Consider the following 20,382-nt stretch of genomic DNA (forward strand, 5'->3'; position numbering starts at 1 on the left):
CAAAAGAAAAGAACTTTTTTGAAATTCAAAAAAATCGTCCAATAAACAGGTACAGATATGTGGAGCGGGAATAGAGAGTAGGGAGAGGAGTGAGGAGATGAAGCGAGCTAGCTGGAAAGAAGCAGTCGTCTATCAAGTCTATTGGCGCAGTTTTAAGGATTCGAATGGGGACGGCATCGGTGATTTGCGAGGTGTCATCGACAAGCTAGATTACATCGCATCGCTTGGTGTCGATATCGTCTGGTTAAATCCATGTTACCGTTCTCCAGACATCGATAATGGCTATGATATTGCCGATTATTACACGATCATGGACAAGGCGGGAACGATGGGCGATCTACAAGAGTTGATCACAGCGGCTCACGCACGCGGCTTAAAGATAATTCTTGATTTGGTCGTCAATCATACGAGTGACCAGCATGACTGGTTCCGTCAGTCGCGGGACCGAATCCACGACAAGGATGATTGGTACATCTGGAAAGATGGAACGAAAGAGACGCCCCCGAACAATTGGCGGTCTTACTTTGCGCCGAGCCCGTGGACGTGGAGTGAAGAGCGCGAACAATATTATTTCCATTCCTTTGCGAAAGAACAACCGGACTTAAACTGGGAACAACCGGCTGTCCGGCAAGCGATCTACGACATGATGAACTGGTGGATCGCTCAAGGGATTGACGGTTTCCGGATGGACGTCATCAACTTGATCAAAAAACGTTCGCTTGAGGATGTCGTCAATCCGTTTAATCTATCGTATCTCGGGAATCAACCAGGTGTGCACGACTTCCTTCAGGAAATGCATGCGAACGTCCTTGCCGGGAAAGATTTGTTCACGGTCGGTGAGATTCCGTTCGTCGGTCCAGAAGACGGTCTGTTATATGTCAGTGAAGAACGTGAAGAACTTCGAACGCTGTTTCACTTCGAAATCGCGGACGACATGGAGGCAATGGACCTTTTACGATTCAAGGAAATTCAGAAACGATGGTATGACGTCTTATACCCATTAGGTGTCAATTCACAGTTTCTCAACAACCACGATCATACGCGACAAGTGACCCGCTTCGGCAGTGAACGATACCGAGTCGAGAGTGCGAAACTACTCGGTTTGATGTTGCATACATTACCTGGCATTCCATACGTGTATCAAGGAGAAGAGATTGGGATGACGGGGATTCGCTTCTCGGATCCGTCGCTCTATCAAGACGTCGCCTTTCAAAATCGATACGCGGAGCGCGTCGCTGGCGGCGAGGATCCGGAGGTCGTACTCTCGTCAATGCAGTTACTCGCACGCGATAACTCCCGCACGCCGATGCAGTGGGACGGTACGCACGCGGCAGGCTTTACGAGTGGGAAACCGTGGTTAGCGGTCAATCCGAATTACACGGACATCAATGTCGCGCAAGCAGAAGCCGATCCATCATCCGTCCTTGCCTTTTACCGAGCATTGATTCAGATGCGAAAGGATCATCCAATCATGGTCTATGGTACGTATCGCGACTTAGCTCTTCATGATCCGTATCTCTACATCTATGAGCGGGAACTAGAGGGAGAAGTGTGGCGGATCGTTCTCAACGTGCATGACGAACCGATGCAAACTGCCTTCGTTTTATCGCAAGATAAGTTGCTTGTGTCGAACTATCCAGATGTCTCGGATGAACTACGTCCTTATGAAGCACGTGTATATCGATATGCTGTTACAGAACAGAATTGAACTACTGGACGAAAAAACATCCGCGACGTGTCAGGAACGCGTACGGATGTTATTTCATGTGTTATTTGAAAGGTGACGATTTTTTCGTCTGTAAGACGTGCGTGAATCGATCGACGGCTTGGCGCATCTCGTAACTTGGTCCAAGGATGAGGGGACCATGTCCGACGGCAAGAATATCCGGAGACAGTTCCGTTAATTGATCAGCGGAGCGAAGAGCAACGTCCGGATCCCATGTCGCAAGTGCTGGGAACGGAAATTGCCAACGGACGTCACCGGAGACAGCGAGTCCCCCTTGTGTCTGAAAGGCATCTCCGGCGATTAGCATCCGACTACCTTCATGCCAAAGAGAAATCGAACCAGGTGTATGACCTGGCGAAGCGATGACGCTGAGGCTACCGACTTGTTGACCACTTTCGAGCAATCGATCTGGACGTGTTTTGATGTTTTTCGGAATACCGCCTTTTAAAGGGGTCGTTTCGCCTTCGCGTAGCGTCTCGTCTCCACTGAGCAATGCGGCATCACGGTAACTGATGCAGACTTGAGCGAGAGGAAAGGCATTCGCAAGGAAATCGAGCGAGCCGACATGATCGGCATGTGCGTGTGTCAGGATAATTGCGCCGAGCGGTTTTTCTTGCTTTCGAATATAGTGATAAAGCGCCTTTGCGTTGATTCCGAGTCCGGCGTCAATCAATGTCAAACTGTCTGCTTCTTCAAACAGGTAGCAATTGACCGGGAAAAAGAATGGGGTCGTCTGCAATTGGTGTAAACGTTCGATGATCGTGACACGCATCGGCTTCACTCCTTCAAAAAGTAAATAGACTTCTTCTTTAGTATCGTCTGTTTTTGAATAGGCGTCTAGACGGATTATGTGTAAAAAGAGGCACCATCTATTACTAGATGATCCCTCCCTTGCTAATTATTCAAATGTCACCGCGAAGACAGCACCGGCATGTGGTGCATCATCTCCGTTGGCAGCTGTCGTGACGAGTAAGCGATCTTCGTAAAAAATCGGACATGTCGGATTCGAGACAGGGAAGTCGACGTGATCCAGTTTTTCGCCCGTCGTGAGATTCCAACGTGTAATACATGATCCGGCGTAATGTGCGATCCAAGCATGACCTTCAGCATCCTTCGTCATACCATCCGGGAATCCTTCTTCCTCTTCGAGATCAACGGCGACGCGTTTATTCGAAAGTGGGGCATCGGGAGCGTAGTCGAAGGCATAGACTTTTTTCGTTGGTGTATCGATATGATAGAGCGTCTTGCCATCTTCTGACCAGACGAGTCCATTGGAGTTCGTCAAGTCTTCGTGTAAAACATCGATGGAACCGTCATGACGCAGACGGAACAGCCCAGCTGTTTTACCGTCTTCTTCATTAATGCTACCAGCGACATATTGTCCGGTCGGATCGAGCTTGCCATCGTTCATCCGATCAGAATCCGGTAATGACAATTGATGTTCGAGAGACAGATGTCCTTCCTTGAGATCGAACGTGCCAAAGCCATGTGCTGATGTGACACGCAATAAGTCCGGAGCGTCCGTCAAGGCAATCGATGTAATAGCGCTTGGCAACGTATATGGTTTAAGTGCTTCTGTAACAAGATCATATGAAAAGAGCAGTTGATTCGGAATATCGACGAAATAAAAGCGTTTTGTTTTTGCGTCGTAAACAGGGGATTCACCTGTCTTGCAGGTGATATCAATGAATAGGGAAACGGTCATGAGTACTCTTCCTCCTAAGCGGACGGCTCTACATGCTGTCCAAGTAATAACAATTTAGTATACCTGTTTTGATACGCAATCAAACCTAAGTCAAGGTGTACACTCGCAACGACTTTGGGAAAAGAAACGTTAAAAAATAGCCTGCTTCCAAAGCAGACTATCGGTATGAACGTGACGTCAGCGGCTTTTCACCAATAGGTTGACCGCTTCCTTCACGAGTTCTTCTGTTTGTCCATCGCCATTTTGTTCTGCTTCCTTGACACAATCGATCAAATTCGAGCTAACGACGACGCCGATCGTTCGGTCAATCGCAGAACGGGCAGCGGAGAGCTGGGTGATGACATCGCGGCAATCTTGCCCTTCTTCCATCATCCGTAAAATACCTCGTAGCTGTCCTTCAATCCGACTAACACGGTTTTTCATCTTCCGATCATAATCCATCTTTATTCCTCCGATTCCCGTTGACCTGACGTCATGTAGTATCTTTATGCTATGCCCATTACGGTATCGCTGTCAATTCAGCAGAATTTTAAGCTATACTTTTCATAGAATGAGGGAATATGGATGTGGTGAAGTTTTTTACTTAGAAAATGGGTGAAATCGAAAACGATTTGGTGTCAGCTTGCGTATACTATATGATAGGGCTGACGTCAGAAGGAGGAGAAGGATGCACACTCAATCCGATGAATCGCTTTATCATCTGATGCGTAGCGGTGACGAGCAAGCTCTCGAGACATTATACGATAAGTACGAGAGGTTATTGTTTTCATTCGCCCATCGCTTTACGAATAATGACCGGTTGTCCGAAGAAGTCATACAGGAAGTATGGATGAAGATTTGGAACGGTCGTGTTGATTTTGATACACAAAAAGGAAAGTTTTCATCGTGGATTTTAACGATTACACGTAACGCGGCACTCGATTGTCTCCGTCGTGAAAAACGACAACCGACGATCGAAGTCGAAGAGCGGGATGGTGGATACGACGAGCCGGTCGAGCGGACGGTCATGCAGCGTGAAACGGCTGCTGAAGTACGCGGCGCGGTCAGTGAATTGAAGCTAGAACAGCAAGAGCTGATTGAACTCGTTTACTTCCAGGGGATGACGCAACAACAGATTTCAGAGCAGCTCGATTTACCTCTTGGAACGGTCAAGACGCGAATCAGGAGCGCGATTCAAGCATTACGAAAACGAATGGATGGGAGGGAACGAGATGGAAGAACGTTGTCATGACTTAATCGATTATTTTAATGGAACATTATCCGCAGCTGATCGCGACGCGTTCGAAGCGCATCTTTCGACGTGCGAAGAATGTCGTGAAGCGCTTTTAGAAATGGAAGAACTCATGCTTCCCATCGCTGAATCGCTTCCGGAGCGACCCGTTCCTGCAGGTATGAAAGCACGAATTCTTGGAGAAGTCCTTGGTTCAGCAGAGGCAGCGTCTCCGAAGGAAGCACCGATGACTACTCCGGTAGACATTAAAAAAGCACGTCAGCAACAAACGAAGAAGAAGAGTGTGCCACTCGGTTGGTTGATGAGTATCGCCGCTGCCTTGATTCTCTCGCTTGGTGCGAATGCCTACTTCCTGTCACAGGAAGAGAGCACAGATACACCAGAGACGTTAGCCATGGATGAGATCAAAGGGATGGGGAACTTTGAAAGTACCGAGTCCATTAAAGGATCGAGCATGATTTTCACGCAAAACGATAAATCGTATATGCTCGTTCAACTGAAAGATTTACCACCGCTTCAAAAAGGTCAGCTCTATCAATTGTGGACGCTCGAAGGAGAGACACCTACTGCGAACGGTGTCATCGAAAAAGATGGAGAGGCAGCAGCTGTCTTCCCGCTTAAAGGAGACGGAAAAGTTGATGCCGTCGCCATCACGGTCGAACCCGAACCGGATTTAGAAAAACCGACGGGTGAAATCGTCGCATCGGTAGCACTCTAAAAATGATGTTTAACGGATCCGTCTCGAGCGGATCCGTTTTTGTGTAAGATGTCGAGTGGATTAGGTAAAAAAGTGATGGAATGATAAGAAATCAAACGAATTTCTAAATTTCACTGAAAAAAAGAGTCAGAGCAGACGATAGTTAGGAGAATGACATTTCATAAGGAGAGACCTCATACAATGAATGAATGGATCATCTTAACGAAACACTACGAAGTGACATTGGTCGTGTTATCGGTGCTCGTTGCCATCCTCGGCTCATATGGTTCACTGGAGTTAAATCGTCGTCTAGCGAAAGCGACTTCCTTAAAGAAGCGTGCCTTGTTCCTCTCGTCGTTGACGATGGGGTTATCGATCTGGGGAATGCATTTCGTCGGGATGGGAGCATTCTCTCTGTCCGTCACGGTTCGCTATGATTGGTTTTTAATGTTCTTATCCGTCATTCCCGCTATTTTGGCTGCTTTCATTGCCTTTCATTTGTTGTACTCGTCGACGATTACGCGAAAGAAGGTCATTTTAGCAGGATCCCTGATGGGGTGCGGAATCGCTACGATGCATTACCTTGGCATGATGGCGATGGAGTTCGGTGGAGCCGTTCGGTATGAGAAGAGTTTATTTTTTTTATCCGTCCTGATTGCAGTCACTGTCGCCTATATCGCCTTGCTACTGCTTCATCGCTTGAGACATGTCGCTAAGAAACGAATCTTGATTCCCATCGCAGTCGTGATGGGGTTTGCCATCTCTTCGATGCATTATGTCGGAATGCTCGGCACATCGTTCTGTATTCCAGCCTCAGATGCCGGACTTATCGGTGATGCTCCAATCACGTCGAACATCTTGAACGAAGTCGCGATACCGGTCTTCTTGATTCTCGTGTTGATTGCAGGTCTCTACATTCACCTCGAACGTCGTGCACTGCAGATGATGGCGTATACCGATCATCTGACGGGATTACACAACCGACGATGGCTCGATCATCACATGACAAGAGTCGATGCCCAGTATGGTCGTGCTAAGCAGGAGATGGCGATGGCGTTACTTGATCTTGATGGATACAAATGGGTCAATGACACATTCGGATTCGATAAGGGAGATGCGGTCATCCGCCAATTCGCAGAACGGATGTTACAGACGTTGAAGGAAGATGAAGCGTGTATTCGTTATAACGGGACGCAGTTCTTCCTCATCAAACGTGTCTCACAAGAAGACATGACGGATGTCTTCGAACAAATTTTAGACGATGTACGTCTTCCGATTGATCTCGAAGATCAACCGGTTCATTTGACAGCAACGATGGGCGTCATCCTCCCGAATGCGAAGGAATCACTTGAGATGCGGATCGGTCAGATGGAGAGTGCGCTTCGGGCTGGCAAAAATGAGGGGCGTGATCGCTTCATCGTGTATGATGACTCACTACACTCGGATCGTAGAGAGCAATTGATTGTCGGATCCTTACGCCGGGCGATGACGGATTTCAAGGAGTTCACCCTCGTCTATCAACCGAAGATCGCCCTTGCGACGGGAAAAGTTGATCAAGCGGAAGTCTTGATCCGCTGGAATCATCCGAAGTTTGGATTCATCTCACCGGCGGAGTTCATCCCGCTTGCAGAAAAATACAGTTTGATTCACCGTTTAACTGAGTGGGTACTCAAAGAAACCGTCGCCCAGATGGAGATTTGGAAGAAGGAAGATTATTTCATTCGCCAAGTCTCGGTGAACTTATCAGCGATGCATTTCCGGTCCGAGTCACACAACTTAATGATTAAGGAAATCGTCCACCATTCATTGAAGAATGGGAGCGAACTACAGCTACAGCTTGAAATCACGGAAACATCCGTCATGGAGAACCTCGACCGGGCAATGATGATGCTCGGTGAACTGAAACAACTCAGTCTGACGATCGCACTTGATGATTTCGGAACGGGTCTATCATCATTGACACACCTGAAGCATCTCCCGATTGATATCCTGAAGATCGATAAATCGTTCATCGATGAAGTCCCGCATGACGAACGCGGAACGGCAATCACGGAAATGATCATCCAGCTTGCGAAGAGTCTCGGGATCGAAGTCGTCGCGGAAGGCGTCGAGACACTCGAACAGCATCTTTTCCTGAAACGTCTCGGTTGTGATTATGGACAAGGTTATTATTACAGTAAGCCGATGCATGTGAAGGATCTGAATCAGCGGATGATTGAAGAGACCGTTCTAAATGTCGGATAAAGCAATCCAAACACGACTTTCGTTCGTATACTAGATAAGCATGCGAGGATGATGCATGCGACGTCTGGGGGGACGCAAAGCGCTGGATTTTCTCACCAGCTTGTGCACGACGCAGACAGACATCTAGTACATTCAATCATACTCAGACCATCCAAGCTTTTAACGTAGCACCTGTCTGTTCGAACACAAACAAAGGCAACTTCCATTGCGGAAGTTGCCTTTTTCGTCTGTGCTTATGAACGAACCGTGAGGACACAGCCTGTCTGATCCGTAACGAGCACGTTCGTATTGAAGTATTGTCCATCGCTTTTAAGGATCAACGCTTTTTTCTCCGCGTTGTAATCGAGCGTCATGTTTTGATCGAGGAAATGACTCGACCATCGTTTGACAAGAACGGGTCCGACATTCGAGTCGATCGTCATGTCTTCCGGGGTCGCTTCATCGACGAGACGAATACTGAAGATACCAGAGTTTCCGCAACCGCAACCTTCTGTATCGTAGTAGAGGTGTAGTTGACCGGATACTTCACCGCGTAATTGATTGATTCGTTCCTGAGCAGATGGTGTAAATGTGATGTTCATGGTCATTCACTCCTTTTCTCTAGTATACGCCGTTCGAATGAGAAAGGAACGTCACTTGCTCACGCTGACTCGACGGCGCATCCGTACAAGAAGGAAGATATACCCGGCTAACAATAAGACGACGCTACCGAGAACCGCCGTATCGACGAGACCGTTATCCGACTCGAAATTGATTGCGATGTACGCCCAGACGAAGACGAGCGGATAAATCGGATCGCGGTTTGCGAACATGAAGAGAAGGGCGACGATGACACCGACGACAAGCATAATCATCGTCCAACCGGCATCTCCGATTCCAAGCCACGATGTCACGCCCTCTGCGTTGATCGTTAGGAAGATGTCGGCGATCGTTGCGACCGATACCCAGCCGAGATAAAGCGAGAAAGGTAGCTTGAAGCGTAAGCCTTTCGTCTCGCGGTCGATTTTCGAGTAGATGACGATTAATGACAGCAAGAGACCAACGATGACGACGACAGATACGACGAACAATTCGAAGGTGAATGAGACAATCCAGCCAGCATTGAATAAACAGCTGATCAGGAACCATGGTCCGATTTTTTTCGCCAGTTCATGTTCCTTGAATTTTGGGATCGTTTGGAGAATCAACCAAATGAGTAAAATCGTATAGATCAATCCCCAAATCGAGAACGCATAACCAGCCGGTTTGAATAACGTAAAGATGGAGTCAGAAATCCGTCCTGTCTTTCCACCATCGAGGGCGTTCACAGCAATCGTAAAGATGAAGCCGACCCAGTTAAGCCAAATCCATTTATTTTTCAAACAAAAAACCTCCTTTATTCTCTAAAGAAGGTTTACCCAAAAATCATTTTCATTAGTCATCATGGTCGACGCGTCGGGTTCAAAAAGGACATGCCGATGGCGGGGTTTCCGGTATGTGAACCGAGAACCGGCGTTAAATCATCGATTCGGACCCGGACGTCGAACTGTGCTTCGAGTCGATTTTTCCAATCGAGCGCCAGTTCATACGCTGTCGCGTGGAACAACGAGATGTCCGTCACTTGACCGCGCTCGAGAATCAAAACAAGGTGATCAAAAATCTTCGAATGGGCTTTTTTGAACGTCCGAACGGTTTGGTATGGAACGATCTTTCCTTCTTCGAAGTGGAACAACGGACGCAGTTGCAACAAGTTACCGACGAATGCCTTCGTCGAGGAGATCCGTCCACCGGCTTGCAATTGATCGAGGTTCGCGACAGTGAATTCGATATGGTGGTCGAAGCGACGCTCCAGAATGATCTGTTCGACGGATTCAATCGAGTGTCCCGCTTCGACGAGCTCCATTGCCTCTGCTAAGAGCTGACCAGCCGGATAAATCCCACAACGAGAATCAATCGCGATCAAGCGGAAGCCGGCAATTTCTGCGCCTTGGACGGAAGCGTTGTACGTTCCACTCAGTTCACTCGACAGGTGGACAGCAAAACCGATGTCGTAATCTTCTTTTAGTCGTTCGTAGTGTTCGGTAAAACTACCGATGGAAGGTTGACTCGTCGTCACTTTATGTTTTGCATCAATCCAGCTATAGACGGTTTCCGCATTTACATCGACCCCATCGATGAAACTTTCGCCATCCTTCATGACGAGTAAAGGGACAACCGAGAGATCGTCGCGCTTTGCGATCGTATCCGGTAAAATCGTCGTACTATCAGTGATCCAAGCAATCCGCATTACAAGTTCCTCCTAAAATTAGTACCTGATAATAATTGTAGGTGTAAGCGCTCTCGCTGTCAAATGAACATTAAAAAATATCGAACGTTTTAGTTGATTAAATAATGAAATACGCTATAATCGGTACGTGATTAGTAAACTTTTAGTCATCTTATACTAAACTAAGCCGATGAGAGGAGGACGTCGATTGTACTCAATCGGACAAAAAATCAAGAACCTCCGTCTTCAAAAGGGATTGACGCAAGAGGAACTCGGGGAAAGAACAGACCTGAGTAAAGGGTACATCTCGCAACTCGAACGGGAAATCAGTTCCCCATCGATCGAGACACTGTTTCATCTCCTTGAAGTCCTTGGCATCTCACCGAAGGATTTCTTTGATGAGGACGCACTCAATCAAAAAGTCGTCTATGGAGAAGAAGATGTCACAACATATGCGGACGAAGAACAAGGGTATCATGTCACATGGCTCATTCCGGAATCGAATGAAAAAGAGATGGAACCGGTCCTGCTGACACTTGCGCCAGGGGGAGCCTTCAAGACGTATGAACCGTCGGGGGCGGAAACATTTGTCTATGTGCTCGCGGGGAACGTCACATTGATGCTCGGACGTCAGTCTTTTTTAGCGAAGCAAGGGGAGACACTTTACTATAAGGCTTCAGAAATTCATCAATTACGCAATGAGTCAATGCAAGAGACAAAGGTCCTCGTGACCGCAACCGACTCATACCTATAAAGGAGGAACTAGATTGGCAGATACTACGATCATTCAATTCAAGGACGTAACGAAACGTTATGACGATCAGACCGTTCTTGATCAAGTCAGCTTTGAAATCGAACGCGGAAAGTTTTATACGTTACTCGGACCGTCGGGGTGCGGAAAAACGACGATCTTACGACTTATCGCCGGTTTTTCGGAAGCGACAGAGGGAGACATTATCTTCGACGGGAAACGGATCAATGATGTGCCGGCGAACAAACGTCAAGTTAATACCGTTTTCCAAGATTACGCACTGTTCCCACACTTAAATGTCTTCGAAAACATTGCTTTTGGTCTTCGGATCAAGAAGGTGAAGGAAGCGGAAATCGCACAACGTGTGACCGATGCATTGAAGTTCGTCAACTTGTCCGGTTATGAGAAACGGGAAATCACCGAGATGTCGGGTGGACAACGGCAGCGTGTCGCGATTGCCCGGGCAATCGTCAATGAACCGGAAGTCATCTTGCTTGATGAGCCGCTCTCGGCACTCGACTTGAAATTGCGGACAGAGATGCAATATGAGCTCCGCGACTTACAACGTCGCCTTGGAATCACGTTCATCTTCGTCACACACGACCAAGAAGAGGCACTCGCGATGTCAGATGAAATCTTCGTTCTCAATCACGGCGTCATTCAACAATCGGGAACGCCGACAGATATTTATGATGAACCGATCAACCGCTTCGTCGCGGACTTCATCGGCGAGTCGAATATCATTCCTGGACGTATGATCGAAGATTATCGAGTTTGGTTCGCAGAAAAAGAATTCGAATGTGTTGACCGCGGTCTTGAGCTGAACGAACCGGTCGAAATCGTCATTCGTCCCGAGGATCTTGAAATCACGAACGTGACACAAGGAAAACTAAAGGTTACGGTCGACTCACAGTTGTTCCGTGGGGTGCACTATGAAATCGCCTGTATGGATGAAGTCGGAAACGAATGGCTCGTCCACAGTACGAAAAAAGCGACGGTTGGTGAACAAATCGGTCTGACGTTTGATCCGGAAGCGATCCACGTCATGCGATTGAACGAGACGGAAGAAGAATTTGATAAGCGTCTGGAATCCTACGACGGGGTGTTATGATGCAGAAATCACGTAACTGGTATCTCATCCCGTATCTATTCTGGATCGCCTTATTCGTCATCGCACCAATTGTGCTCGTCGTCTATTATTCATTCCTTGATCTTGATGGCAATTTCTCATTTGAGAACTACCGGAACTTCTTCACATCGACGTATCTAACGATGACGCTTAGTTCGTTCTGGTATGCCTTTTTGATCACCTTGTTTTCACTCTTGATCGGTTATCCGACGGCTTATTTGCTGACGAAGACGAAACATAAACAACTTTGGCTGTTGCTCGTCATCTTGCCGACGTGGATCAACTTATTGTTGAAGACCTACGCCTTCATCGGATTGTTCAGTACGTATGGTCTCGCAAATCAAACGCTTGAAGCGATCGGAATCGGACGGAAGCAAATCCTGTTTACCGATTTCAGTTTTGTCTTCGTCTCGGTTTACATTTTCATTCCGTTCATGATCCTACCGATCTTTAACGCGATAGAAAAACTGAGCCCATCTCTCGTCTTCGCGGCACGTGATCTCGGAGCTTCGAATTTCACGACATTCCGTCGTGTCGTCTTTCCGTTGACACTTGACGGTGTGAAATCAGGCTGTCAGCTTGTCTTCATTCCGGCATTGTCACTGTTCATGATCACGCGTTTGATTGCCGGGAACCGCGTCATTACGCTCGGTACGGCGATTGAACAGCAATTCCTCGTGACACAGAACTGGGGCATGGGCGCTACGATTGCCGTCTTCCTCATCATCGCGATGGCAATCATCCTTGCCTTGACAAGTACGAAACGGAAGAAAGGAGCGACGACTTGATGAAACGTCTGAAACTAGCAAATCTTTATTTGATCGGTGTCTTCATCATTTTGTATGCTCCGATTTTCTATCTCGCATTCTATTCGTTCAACAGCGCTGATAACACGACGAACTTCGATTCGTTCACGTGGGATTGGTACAAGGAAGTCTTCCAAGATTCACGCTTGTTGATCATCGTCTTGAACACACTCGTCATCGCGTTGTTGTCAGCTGCAATCTCGACGATTCTCGGAGTATTCGGAGCGATCGGGATCCAGGCGGTCCGCAAGAAACGTGTCGAGACGTCGTTGTTGACACTCAACAGTATCTTGATCGTCAGCCCTGATGTCATCATCGGAGCATCGTTTCTGATCTTCTTTACGATGCTTGGAATCCAGCTTGGCTTTACGTCAGTCTTACTCTCTCATATCGCATTTTCGGTACCGATCGTCGTCATTCTCGTCTTGCCGAAATTACAGGAGATGAGTCCAACGCTCGTCGATGCGGCGCGTGACTTAGGCGCGAGTCGCTGGGATGTCTTAACGAAGGTCGTCTTGCCGTACATCACACCCGGTATCTTTGCTGGATTCTTTACGGCATTGACGTATTCACTTGACGATTTTGCGGTGACATTCTTCGTGACAGGAAACGGCTTTACGACGTTATCTGTCGAAATCTACTCACTTGCCCGCCAAGGGATTTCGATGAAGATCAATGCGTTGTCGACCGTCATCTTCTTGTTTACATTCCTGCTCGTCATCGGCTACTACTTCTTGAACCAACGAGCTGCTACGAAGCTTTCGCGACCGGAGGTGAAATGACCGTTGAAAAAATTGATTCAATTATTCGTCGCGATTTTCTTGATCTCGGGTGTCATCCTATTCACCTTGAATCAGTTAAACGAGACACAAGGGTATTCAGGTAAGAATGTCCTGAACATTTATAACTGGGGCGATTATATCGATCCGGCACTGATCAAACAGTTCGAAAAAGAGAGCGGCATCAAGGTCGTCTATCAGACATTCGACTCGAATGAAGCGATGTTGACGAAAATCGAACAGGGAGGAACGACGTATGATATCGCCGTCCCATCCGACTATGCGATCGCAAAGATGATCGATGAGAAGCTCGTCCTGCCGATTGATCATCAAAAAATCCCGAATCTCAAAAATATTGATTCACGTTTCTTGGATCTATCCTTTGATCCAAAAAATAAGTATTCGATTCCGTATTTTTGGGGAACGGTCGGTATCGTCTACAACAAAGACTTGATCGGAAAAAAACCGACGAGCTGGAAGGATCTATGGGATCCGAAGCTGAAGAACCAGATTCTACTTGCCGATGGTGCGCGTGAAGTGATAGGTATGAGTTTGAACAGTCTCGGTTATTCCTTGAATGAGACGGATGAGTCGAAGCTACAGGAAGCAAAGGCGAATCTGATGCGTTTGACGCCAAATGTCAAAGCGATCGTCGGGGACGAAATCAAGTTATTGCTTGCGAACGAAGAAGCAGGACTTGGTGTCGTCTGGTCTGGAGATGCGAACGAGATCATGAGTGAGAACGACAAACTTGACTACGTCATTCCAAAAGAAGGCTCAAACGTCTGGTTCGATAATATCGTCATTCCAAAGACAGCTAAAAACGTCAAGGGAGCACATCAGTTCATCAACTTCATGTTACGCCCAGATATTTCAGCGAAAAATGCGGACTACGTCGGTTATTCGACACCGAACAAAGAAGGCTTAAAGTTACTCGACAAGTCGGTTCGGACGGATAAACGATTCTATCCTGATAAACAAGTCACTGATACGCTTGAAGTCTATGAGAACCTCGGGAAGAAGATGCTCGCGCATTACAATGAGTTGTTCTTAGAGTTTAAGATGCATAAGAAATGAGGAAAGACCTAGTGCTAGGGGCACTAGGTTCTTTTTTTATTTCTCTTCATAAAAATAAATATAAGTTCCCAAAAAAAAACTGTAAAAACTGAATAATTTTTTGAAATAGGGGAATGAGTTTATTATCAACGCCTTTTTACAGGCACCGGGGAGGACATCATCATGAAACAAGTTTTAGGAATCATCTTAACTGCCGCTCTCACTGTCAGCATCGTGTCAGGAACTTCATATAAACAGCAACCGGTCGAGGCATCAAAACAATCAGACGTCAAATGGCTTCAAGAAATTCAAACACAAGCGAAACAAGCGCGCTCACTCGATGGAAAAGTCGTACTTGAAAAAACGACACTTGCACAAGTACATAAAGCGTACAAAGGGGAAAGGAACTCCAATTGGTGTCAAAGTGGAAATGGTCTTGCTTCAGCAGATCGCTCCCTACATTACTGTTCAACGTATGGTGTGAAGGACACAAAAGCTAAAGTTAGCGCCATCGTCTATGATCCAAAGCAAATCAAACGGACGGTGACGGTCAAAGAAGCTAAAAAAGCATATCCGACAGCGAAACTCGATAAAACATTCAACGTCATGACTGTTTCCTCGAAACAGGTCAACATTTATCTAAATTTAAATTCCGACCGTACACAAGTCATGTCAATTCTAGTAAAATATAACTAACGAAAAAGGATGACCGATTCGGCCATCCTTTTTATTTAATCGTTTTATAGAGTGGTACGAGATGTGAATAGGTATTTCGAATTATTTCGAGTAATTCTTCGCGTGACAGTTGATGAACTTGTTCTGCCGGAATATGGCGACCGACAAGGAACTCTGCTTTTTTGACGTCGTGGAAACGTTGTAAACCTTTTTGAAGATCCGTCGCGTGAACAGGAACCGCGTCTTTTTTCATATGGTCATAAGAAACGACGAAATCATCCGGAAGAGTCGTCAGCAGTTCCGTATGCTGTAACAGTTTTGATGCATATTATTGTTTGTTCGGTAACTCATAAATATAAGCGAGCCAAATGAACAAGTGATCATCAAATAGACCGACTTGGAAGTGCGGATGTTTTTTATATCCACGTTTATCGGGTGAGAATGCCATCCATGTATCTTTCGGAGGATTGACCTTCCGCCGAGCATGTTGCGCGATGTGGACATGGACATCTTCTGCTGTTGCGACTGTCAAGTCAGGTGCGACTTCTTGACCGATGTCGCGGAAGACAGGCTGAATCCGTTCACGAATCGCCTTCATCCGGGGTTCTAATCCATCAATCTGAAATGTATCAAATGCATGTTGCGTGAATGTGTTTGTCATGAAAAATATCACCTCACATCAATTGTATCAAAGCATACTATCGAAGTTCGACATTTTGCTTGAAAAGTAGAATAATGGACATATCGATTTCCATTAATATACAAATATATACTTAAGAGGAAGGGGAATGTTTTGTGCGTCGTTTTCAACAATATCTCCTCCGAAGCTGGGTCGTTTTTTTCGTAATCGTCATTGGCATCGATCTTTTTGCGAAGTCAAAGGATTATAATCTCAGCATCGATTTGTTTACGTTCTTATTGATTACCGCCTTGTCGACGATTTTCGTCATCGATCCTGTCCGCCGTCGTCATATGAGTTTTACCTTTCATTTTGGATTTGTTCTCTTCACGTTCTTATCATATGGTTTGTTATCAGCGATTTTCGTCGGTCAACTGACGATGCTCATCTATCAGTTGCGGACGATCCATACGCCGATCGGACGTCGTCGGATGTTGCACAACTATCCGTTCAATGTCGCGCTCGAGTTGTTTCTGATCGTGCCAGCAGGTCTTGCCTATAATGCCCTAGGTGGAACACACGGAGACGCATTCCTGTTGACAGAAAACATCGTTCCGTTACTAGCGATGGTCGCGATCCTTTGGATCGTACTCTTGTTACAATACCAGTTATCTCGATTTCTTCTCGGAGAAAACATTCCGAGTGACGTCATGTTCCAGCTCTTACGCTTTGAAGCAGTTGTCATCACGGCAGAACTGTTATATGGGATCTTCAGTACACTCGTCGTCCAAGGGAATGGGAATAGTGGACTCGTCATGGCAGCATTTGCATTGTTCATCATCAAACGAGCACTCGGGAGTTCGGTCGAAGCGTCTGATCGTATCGAACATTGGGAGCAAATCGAGCGATTGAAAGAAGCAGCTTGGAAGGACGGCGATGCACAGTTCATCATCGAGCGATATCTGCGACAGCTCAACCAATTCGTCAAACCGGATATCGCTTGGATTAAGTTTGATTTTGAAGAAGGCAAGCAGACTGTCTACTATTCGTTGAAGGATGGACGAAAGTTAAAAGCGGATCATGTCGAAGGACGAATCATTGAAGATATCATCGAAAAAGAAGAAGTCCTTCTTTACGGCATGCAACAGGAATGGGATATTCGTCTGTACGATTGTCTGCCAGAAGAAACACAGTCTGTCCTCTTCATCCAACCGGAGGCGACGGAGACGATTAACTGCTCCTTATTCCTTGCGTCCCATGCGAGTGGAGAGTTCACGAAGGATTTCGGATACGAGTTATACCGTGCTTTACGTGTTCTATCGTGGGCCGTTGAACGAGCGCACGAGCGAGAACGGTTACTGACGGATAGTCGAACAGATGCGATGACAAAATTGCCAAACTATCGTGCGCTACAAGAGTGGGGCGATCGTCGTATTAAACAACGCGATCTGTATCCGTTCTCTGCATTGATGATTGATTTGGATCACTTTAAACAAATCAATGATACGTATGGTCATGAAGTCGGAGATGTCGTTTTATTTGAAGTCGCGAAGTTATTGATGCAAGCAACACGAATCACGGATCTCGTTGCGCGTTACGGGGGAGAGGAATTCGTCATCTTGCTACCAAATACGGATCTTGATTCCGCACAAATCGTTGCAGAACGGATTCGTGAGACGTTACATGCGCATCCTATTTTAGTTGAAGGTCACACCCTTCAAATCACAGCAAGTATCGGAATCGATACGTTAAAGGAACTTGGGGATCTTGCGAGTCTGATTCGAAATGCGGACCGGGCGATGTACGTCGGTGCCAAGTTCCAAGGACGCGATCGTGTCGCATCGTATCAGGAGTGGAAAGAGAAGGTCATTTAAAGAAGCGAATAGAAGGTGGCGGATGCGTCACCTTCTTTTTTGATGTAAAAAATCCTTCCAGTTCAAATGAACGAGAAGGATTGAAGAAGGTATAAGTTCATTGGGCTTGTTGTTTACTAAGGCGAATCTCGTTTTCGATCGCATGGATCGCGGCTGACCAAGACCCATAGCGATGAAGTAAGGCTTTCGTCGATGGTTTGTTGTTTCGCTTTGCCCATTCTCGATATGCTTCAAAGGAGAGGGAGAAGCCAACTTCTTCGATTGCTTGACGCAGGGAAGCAGCAAGTTCAGCTTTTGAATAGGTGACACTTGCTTCGAGTCCTGCTGCGGTACAGGCGTCATGCCATGAACCGAACATCTTGACGATGTGATAGTGACTCGGGGCATGATGGACGGATTTACGCCACATTTGATACTTTTTAAGCGTGATCGTCGAGCCGACGTCTTGTGCATACCGTTCGAATGACTTTAAGATCTCGTCTTTCGTGTATTTAGGTGCCCGCTCGAGTTCCTCCGGCTGTTGATCGACATTCCACTCGTATCCAGCAGCCGATAAGGCTTCTGGCCATGAACCGAATTGACGAATGATGTTTTCTGGCTGAGGCCAGTCATTCACGAGAGCATAACGGCGATAGACAGTGCGGCGTGGACGATCCTGGATGAGTTCACCGACCGCACGGATGGCTTCAATCATCTCAAGCTGCTCTTCTGTATAACTCTGTTGACTCGTAAGTACACGTTGCTTCATGAGTGAGTCCTCCTTCCTAGTTCGATGTAATATTGAGGCAAAAGTCCTCTGTATTAGATATATCGGTACATTTCCATTAACTATAAATAATTCCCGCAAAATATTGTAAATAAAGTGAATCGGATTCTTTGCTTAGTATAAATGGAAGTCATGGAAATGAAAACAGAATGACACGAAATTTTAATTCTATTCAGAAAAATAGGACAAACGGCTCATATGGAAAAAAAGACCAGACACGCTCGTCAGCGAATCTGGTCTTCGGGTATAACTTATTTTCCTTCAATGGAAGCCCATTTGTACGAAGTATCGGCACCAACTTTGTGGTTGACGATTCCTTTGACATACGGTTTACGTAGGAAGGATGCTCCACGTTGGTACATGACTGAGATGGCTTGATCATCTTCAAGGAGTGTTTTCTCAGCATCTTTCAGTGACTGCCAACGTTTCGCTGCATCGACTTCTTTTTGAGCCGATTTGATGAGCGAATCATACTTATCGCTTGTGTATTTACCACGGTTGTATGGCCCACCCGTTACCCACATATCGAGGAACGTCATCGGATCCTGGTAGTCAGGTCCCCATCCTGCGAAGGATAGTTCGAACTCACCTTTTGATTCAAGATCCAATTTGTTTTTGAACGGTTGTTGTTTGATCGTGACTTCAAGACCTGGAAGGTTTTTCTCCCACTCGCCTTTGAGGTACTCAGAGATTTTCTTCGAGTTGTCATCATCGTACGAAAGAAGCTCGAGTTTCACCGATTTCTTACCGACTTCTTTGAGACCTTTTTCGAACGATGCTTTGGCTGAAGAAGCGTCGTATGAACCGAAGCCTTCGTTTCCGTCACGGAAGTCTTTACCGTCTGGACCTTTTGCGAAGTCTTTTGGTACGTAGTAGTATGCAGGGATCGAACCGTTGTTCAAGAGGACTTTCGCCATCTGCGCTTTATCGTATCCCGAATCGATCGCTTTACGGATATCCTTGTTTTTCAAGAGTTCATTCTTGAAGTTCATTTGGATGTAGTACATTGATGCATCAAGACGCGTATCGAACTCTTTGCTATCTTTGTACTGATCAACGAACTCACTCGTCAGACCGACTTGGTCGACATCACCTTTTTCGTAAAGGTTGACGCTCGTTGAGACTTCCTTAACGATCTTGAAGTTGATGTCATCGAGCTTGACGTTGTCTTTATCCCAGTATTGGTCGTTCTTCTTAAAGCTCCAGCCGACTTCCGTCTTCCAATCCGAGAGAGTGAATGGTCCGTTGTAGAGGAATGTATCCGGCTTCGTCGCAAAGTTTTTCCCTTGTTTTTCGACGAATTCTTGCTTGAGCGGCATGAATGAACCAAAACCAGTCAATGATTTGAAGTATTCAGCCGGTTGCGTCAACTTGACTTCGAGTGTTTTGTCGTCGACCGCTTTAACTGCAACGTCATCTGCTTTCCCTTTACCCGTGTTGTACGCTTCCGCACCGTCGATGATATACATGATATACGCATATTGCGAACCGCTCTTCGGATCGAGGACGCGTTTCCACGCATATTCGAAGTCTTTTGCTGTGACATCGCTGCCATCCGACCATTTTGAATCACGAAGTTTGAACGTGTATGTAAGTCCATCTTCCGAAACATCCACACTCTCAGCAACACCTGGTGTCGCTTCTTGATTCTCGTCAAGACGGAACAGACCTTCTTGAACGTTGTTCAATACCGTGAAGGATACAGAGTCCGTTGCGACTGTCGGGCTAAGAGCCGGAATGTCTGAACCGCTCGTTAAGTTCAAGACTTGTTTGTCTGAAGTTTTGTCGCCTGACGTCGAGCCGCCTTCTTTTTTACCTTCATCTGTCGTCGAACATGCCGCAAGACTTGATCCAGCGATTGTCAGTGCTCCGACGAGTGCGAGTGCCTTTTTCTTCTTCATAAAGTAAATCCCTCCCAAAAGAAATAGATATATATGGTGAAACGATAAGAACCGATAGGATAGCGATCCGGTGTCCGACTAAAAATAAGAGGGGTCATCGCCTTTTATTCTTAAGCTATGGAAAGCACCGGATCAACTTGTTATCAATAATAAATACAATATTCAGAAAAATCAATAG

At 46.4% G+C, this 20,382-nt stretch carries 19 protein-coding genes and 1 pseudogene; 11 read left to right on the forward strand and 9 right to left on the reverse strand.

From position 1 onward, the window contains the following. The first annotated feature begins 97 nt into the window (after window positions 1-97). Window positions 98-1,708 carry an alpha-glucosidase gene (locus B4F99_RS08255; RefSeq protein WP_290756713.1) on the forward strand — a complete coding sequence of 537 codons (1,611 nt, stop codon included), beginning with the start codon at window positions 98-100 and terminating at the stop codon, window positions 1,706-1,708. Between the two features lie 61 nt (window positions 1,709-1,769). On the opposite strand, the gene B4F99_RS08260 is transcribed toward B4F99_RS08255, so the two are convergent. The 3 genes from B4F99_RS08260 to B4F99_RS08270 form a co-directional block, all read right to left on the reverse strand. Continuing rightward, window positions 1,770-2,498: an MBL fold metallo-hydrolase gene (locus B4F99_RS08260; protein ID WP_290756715.1), complete on the reverse strand. Its 729-nt coding sequence runs from the start codon at window positions 2,496-2,498 to the stop codon at window positions 1,770-1,772. A 126-nt stretch (window positions 2,499-2,624) separates the two neighbouring features. Next, on the reverse strand, window positions 2,625-3,431 hold the full coding sequence (locus tag B4F99_RS08265) for an SMP-30/gluconolactonase/LRE family protein (RefSeq protein ID WP_056063188.1): 807 nt from the start codon (window positions 3,429-3,431) through the stop codon (window positions 2,625-2,627). Window positions 3,432-3,608: 177 nt separating this feature from the next. After that, the gene (locus B4F99_RS08270) at window positions 3,609-3,872 is read right to left on the reverse strand and encodes a metal-sensitive transcriptional regulator (protein ID WP_214852345.1); all 264 of its coding nucleotides are present in this window, start codon (window positions 3,870-3,872) and stop codon (window positions 3,609-3,611) included. A 226-nt stretch (window positions 3,873-4,098) separates the two neighbouring features. Here B4F99_RS08270 and B4F99_RS08275 point away from each other — a divergent pair, with 226 nt between their 5' ends. From B4F99_RS08275 to B4F99_RS08285, 3 genes are all read left to right on the forward strand, one after another. Then, a complete protein-coding gene (locus B4F99_RS08275) occupies window positions 4,099-4,662 on the forward strand; it encodes an RNA polymerase sigma factor (RefSeq protein ID WP_214852347.1) in 564 nt (187 codons plus the stop codon). After that, complete coding sequence (locus B4F99_RS08280) at window positions 4,643-5,380, forward strand: anti-sigma factor (protein ID WP_290756719.1); 738 nt, start codon at window positions 4,643-4,645, stop codon at window positions 5,378-5,380. The genes B4F99_RS08275 and B4F99_RS08280 overlap by 20 nt, the downstream gene beginning before the upstream one ends. Window positions 5,381-5,560: 180 nt before the next feature. Then, window positions 5,561-7,603, forward strand: a complete 2,043-nt coding sequence (locus B4F99_RS08285) for a bifunctional diguanylate cyclase/phosphodiesterase (RefSeq protein ID WP_290756722.1) — start codon at window positions 5,561-5,563, stop codon at window positions 7,601-7,603. A gap of 233 nt (window positions 7,604-7,836) precedes the next feature. Here the strand turns inward: B4F99_RS08285 and B4F99_RS08290 are convergent, their stop codons facing one another. Genes B4F99_RS08290 through B4F99_RS08300 form a run of 3 tightly spaced genes read right to left on the reverse strand, consistent with a single transcriptional unit; the run spans window position 7,837 to window position 9,869 of the window. After that, a complete protein-coding gene (locus tag B4F99_RS08290; RefSeq protein ID WP_290756725.1) occupies window positions 7,837-8,184 on the reverse strand; it encodes an iron-sulfur cluster biosynthesis family protein in 348 nt (115 codons plus the stop codon). Window positions 8,185-8,235: 51 nt separating this feature from the next. Next, a complete protein-coding gene (locus B4F99_RS08295) occupies window positions 8,236-8,964 on the reverse strand; it encodes a tryptophan-rich sensory protein (RefSeq protein WP_214852355.1) in 729 nt (242 codons plus the stop codon). Between the two features lie 59 nt (window positions 8,965-9,023). Then, window positions 9,024-9,869 carry a DegV family protein gene (locus tag B4F99_RS08300; RefSeq protein ID WP_290756728.1) on the reverse strand — a complete coding sequence of 282 codons (846 nt, stop codon included), beginning with the start codon at window positions 9,867-9,869 and terminating at the stop codon, window positions 9,024-9,026. Between the two features lie 169 nt (window positions 9,870-10,038). On the opposite strand from B4F99_RS08300, the gene B4F99_RS08305 reads away from it, so the two are divergent. The 6 genes from B4F99_RS08305 (at window position 10,039) to B4F99_RS08330 (ending at window position 15,065) form a co-directional block, all read left to right on the forward strand. Beyond that, entirely contained in the window at window positions 10,039-10,602 is a 564-nt protein-coding gene (locus B4F99_RS08305) for a helix-turn-helix domain-containing protein (protein ID WP_290756731.1), read from the forward strand. 13 nt (window positions 10,603-10,615) lie between these two features. Next, a complete protein-coding gene (locus B4F99_RS08310; protein WP_035410273.1) occupies window positions 10,616-11,710 on the forward strand; it encodes an ABC transporter ATP-binding protein in 1,095 nt (364 codons plus the stop codon). Beyond that, a complete protein-coding gene (locus tag B4F99_RS08315; RefSeq protein ID WP_081780411.1) occupies window positions 11,710-12,516 on the forward strand; it encodes an ABC transporter permease in 807 nt (268 codons plus the stop codon). The genes B4F99_RS08310 and B4F99_RS08315 overlap by 1 nt, the downstream gene beginning before the upstream one ends. Next, window positions 12,516-13,316 (forward strand): ABC transporter permease, encoded by an 801-nt coding sequence (locus tag B4F99_RS08320; protein ID WP_290756737.1) that lies wholly within the window; start codon window positions 12,516-12,518, stop codon window positions 13,314-13,316. Before B4F99_RS08315 ends, B4F99_RS08320 begins: the two co-directional genes overlap by 1 nt. A gap of 3 nt (window positions 13,317-13,319) precedes the next feature. Then, entirely contained in the window at window positions 13,320-14,390 is a 1,071-nt protein-coding gene (locus tag B4F99_RS08325; RefSeq protein WP_056063175.1) for an ABC transporter substrate-binding protein, read from the forward strand. Between the two features lie 162 nt (window positions 14,391-14,552). Further along, complete coding sequence (locus tag B4F99_RS08330; RefSeq protein ID WP_290756741.1) at window positions 14,553-15,065, forward strand: hypothetical protein; 513 nt, start codon at window positions 14,553-14,555, stop codon at window positions 15,063-15,065. Window positions 15,066-15,096: 31 nt separating this feature from the next. Here the strand turns inward: B4F99_RS08330 and B4F99_RS08335 are convergent. Then, window positions 15,097-15,705 (reverse strand): annotated as a pseudogene (locus B4F99_RS08335) (YktB family protein). Between the two features lie 134 nt (window positions 15,706-15,839). Between B4F99_RS08335 and B4F99_RS08340 the strand changes: the two are divergent. Continuing rightward, entirely contained in the window at window positions 15,840-17,537 is a 1,698-nt protein-coding gene (locus B4F99_RS08340) for a GGDEF domain-containing protein (RefSeq protein WP_214852365.1), read from the forward strand. A gap of 97 nt (window positions 17,538-17,634) precedes the next feature. Here the strand turns inward: B4F99_RS08340 and B4F99_RS08345 are convergent, their stop codons facing one another. Then, entirely contained in the window at window positions 17,635-18,285 is a 651-nt protein-coding gene (locus tag B4F99_RS08345) for a homing endonuclease associated repeat-containing protein (protein WP_035410251.1), read from the reverse strand. 269 nt (window positions 18,286-18,554) lie between these two features. Further along, window positions 18,555-20,204 (reverse strand): peptide ABC transporter substrate-binding protein, encoded by a 1,650-nt coding sequence (locus B4F99_RS08350; RefSeq protein WP_214852369.1) that lies wholly within the window; start codon window positions 20,202-20,204, stop codon window positions 18,555-18,557. Window positions 20,205-20,382: the final 178 nt, after the last annotated feature.

The sequence above is a fragment of the Exiguobacterium sp. UBA3491 genome, from assembly GCF_002377745.1.
Classification (GTDB): domain Bacteria; phylum Bacillota; class Bacilli; order Exiguobacteriales; family Exiguobacteriaceae; genus Exiguobacterium_A.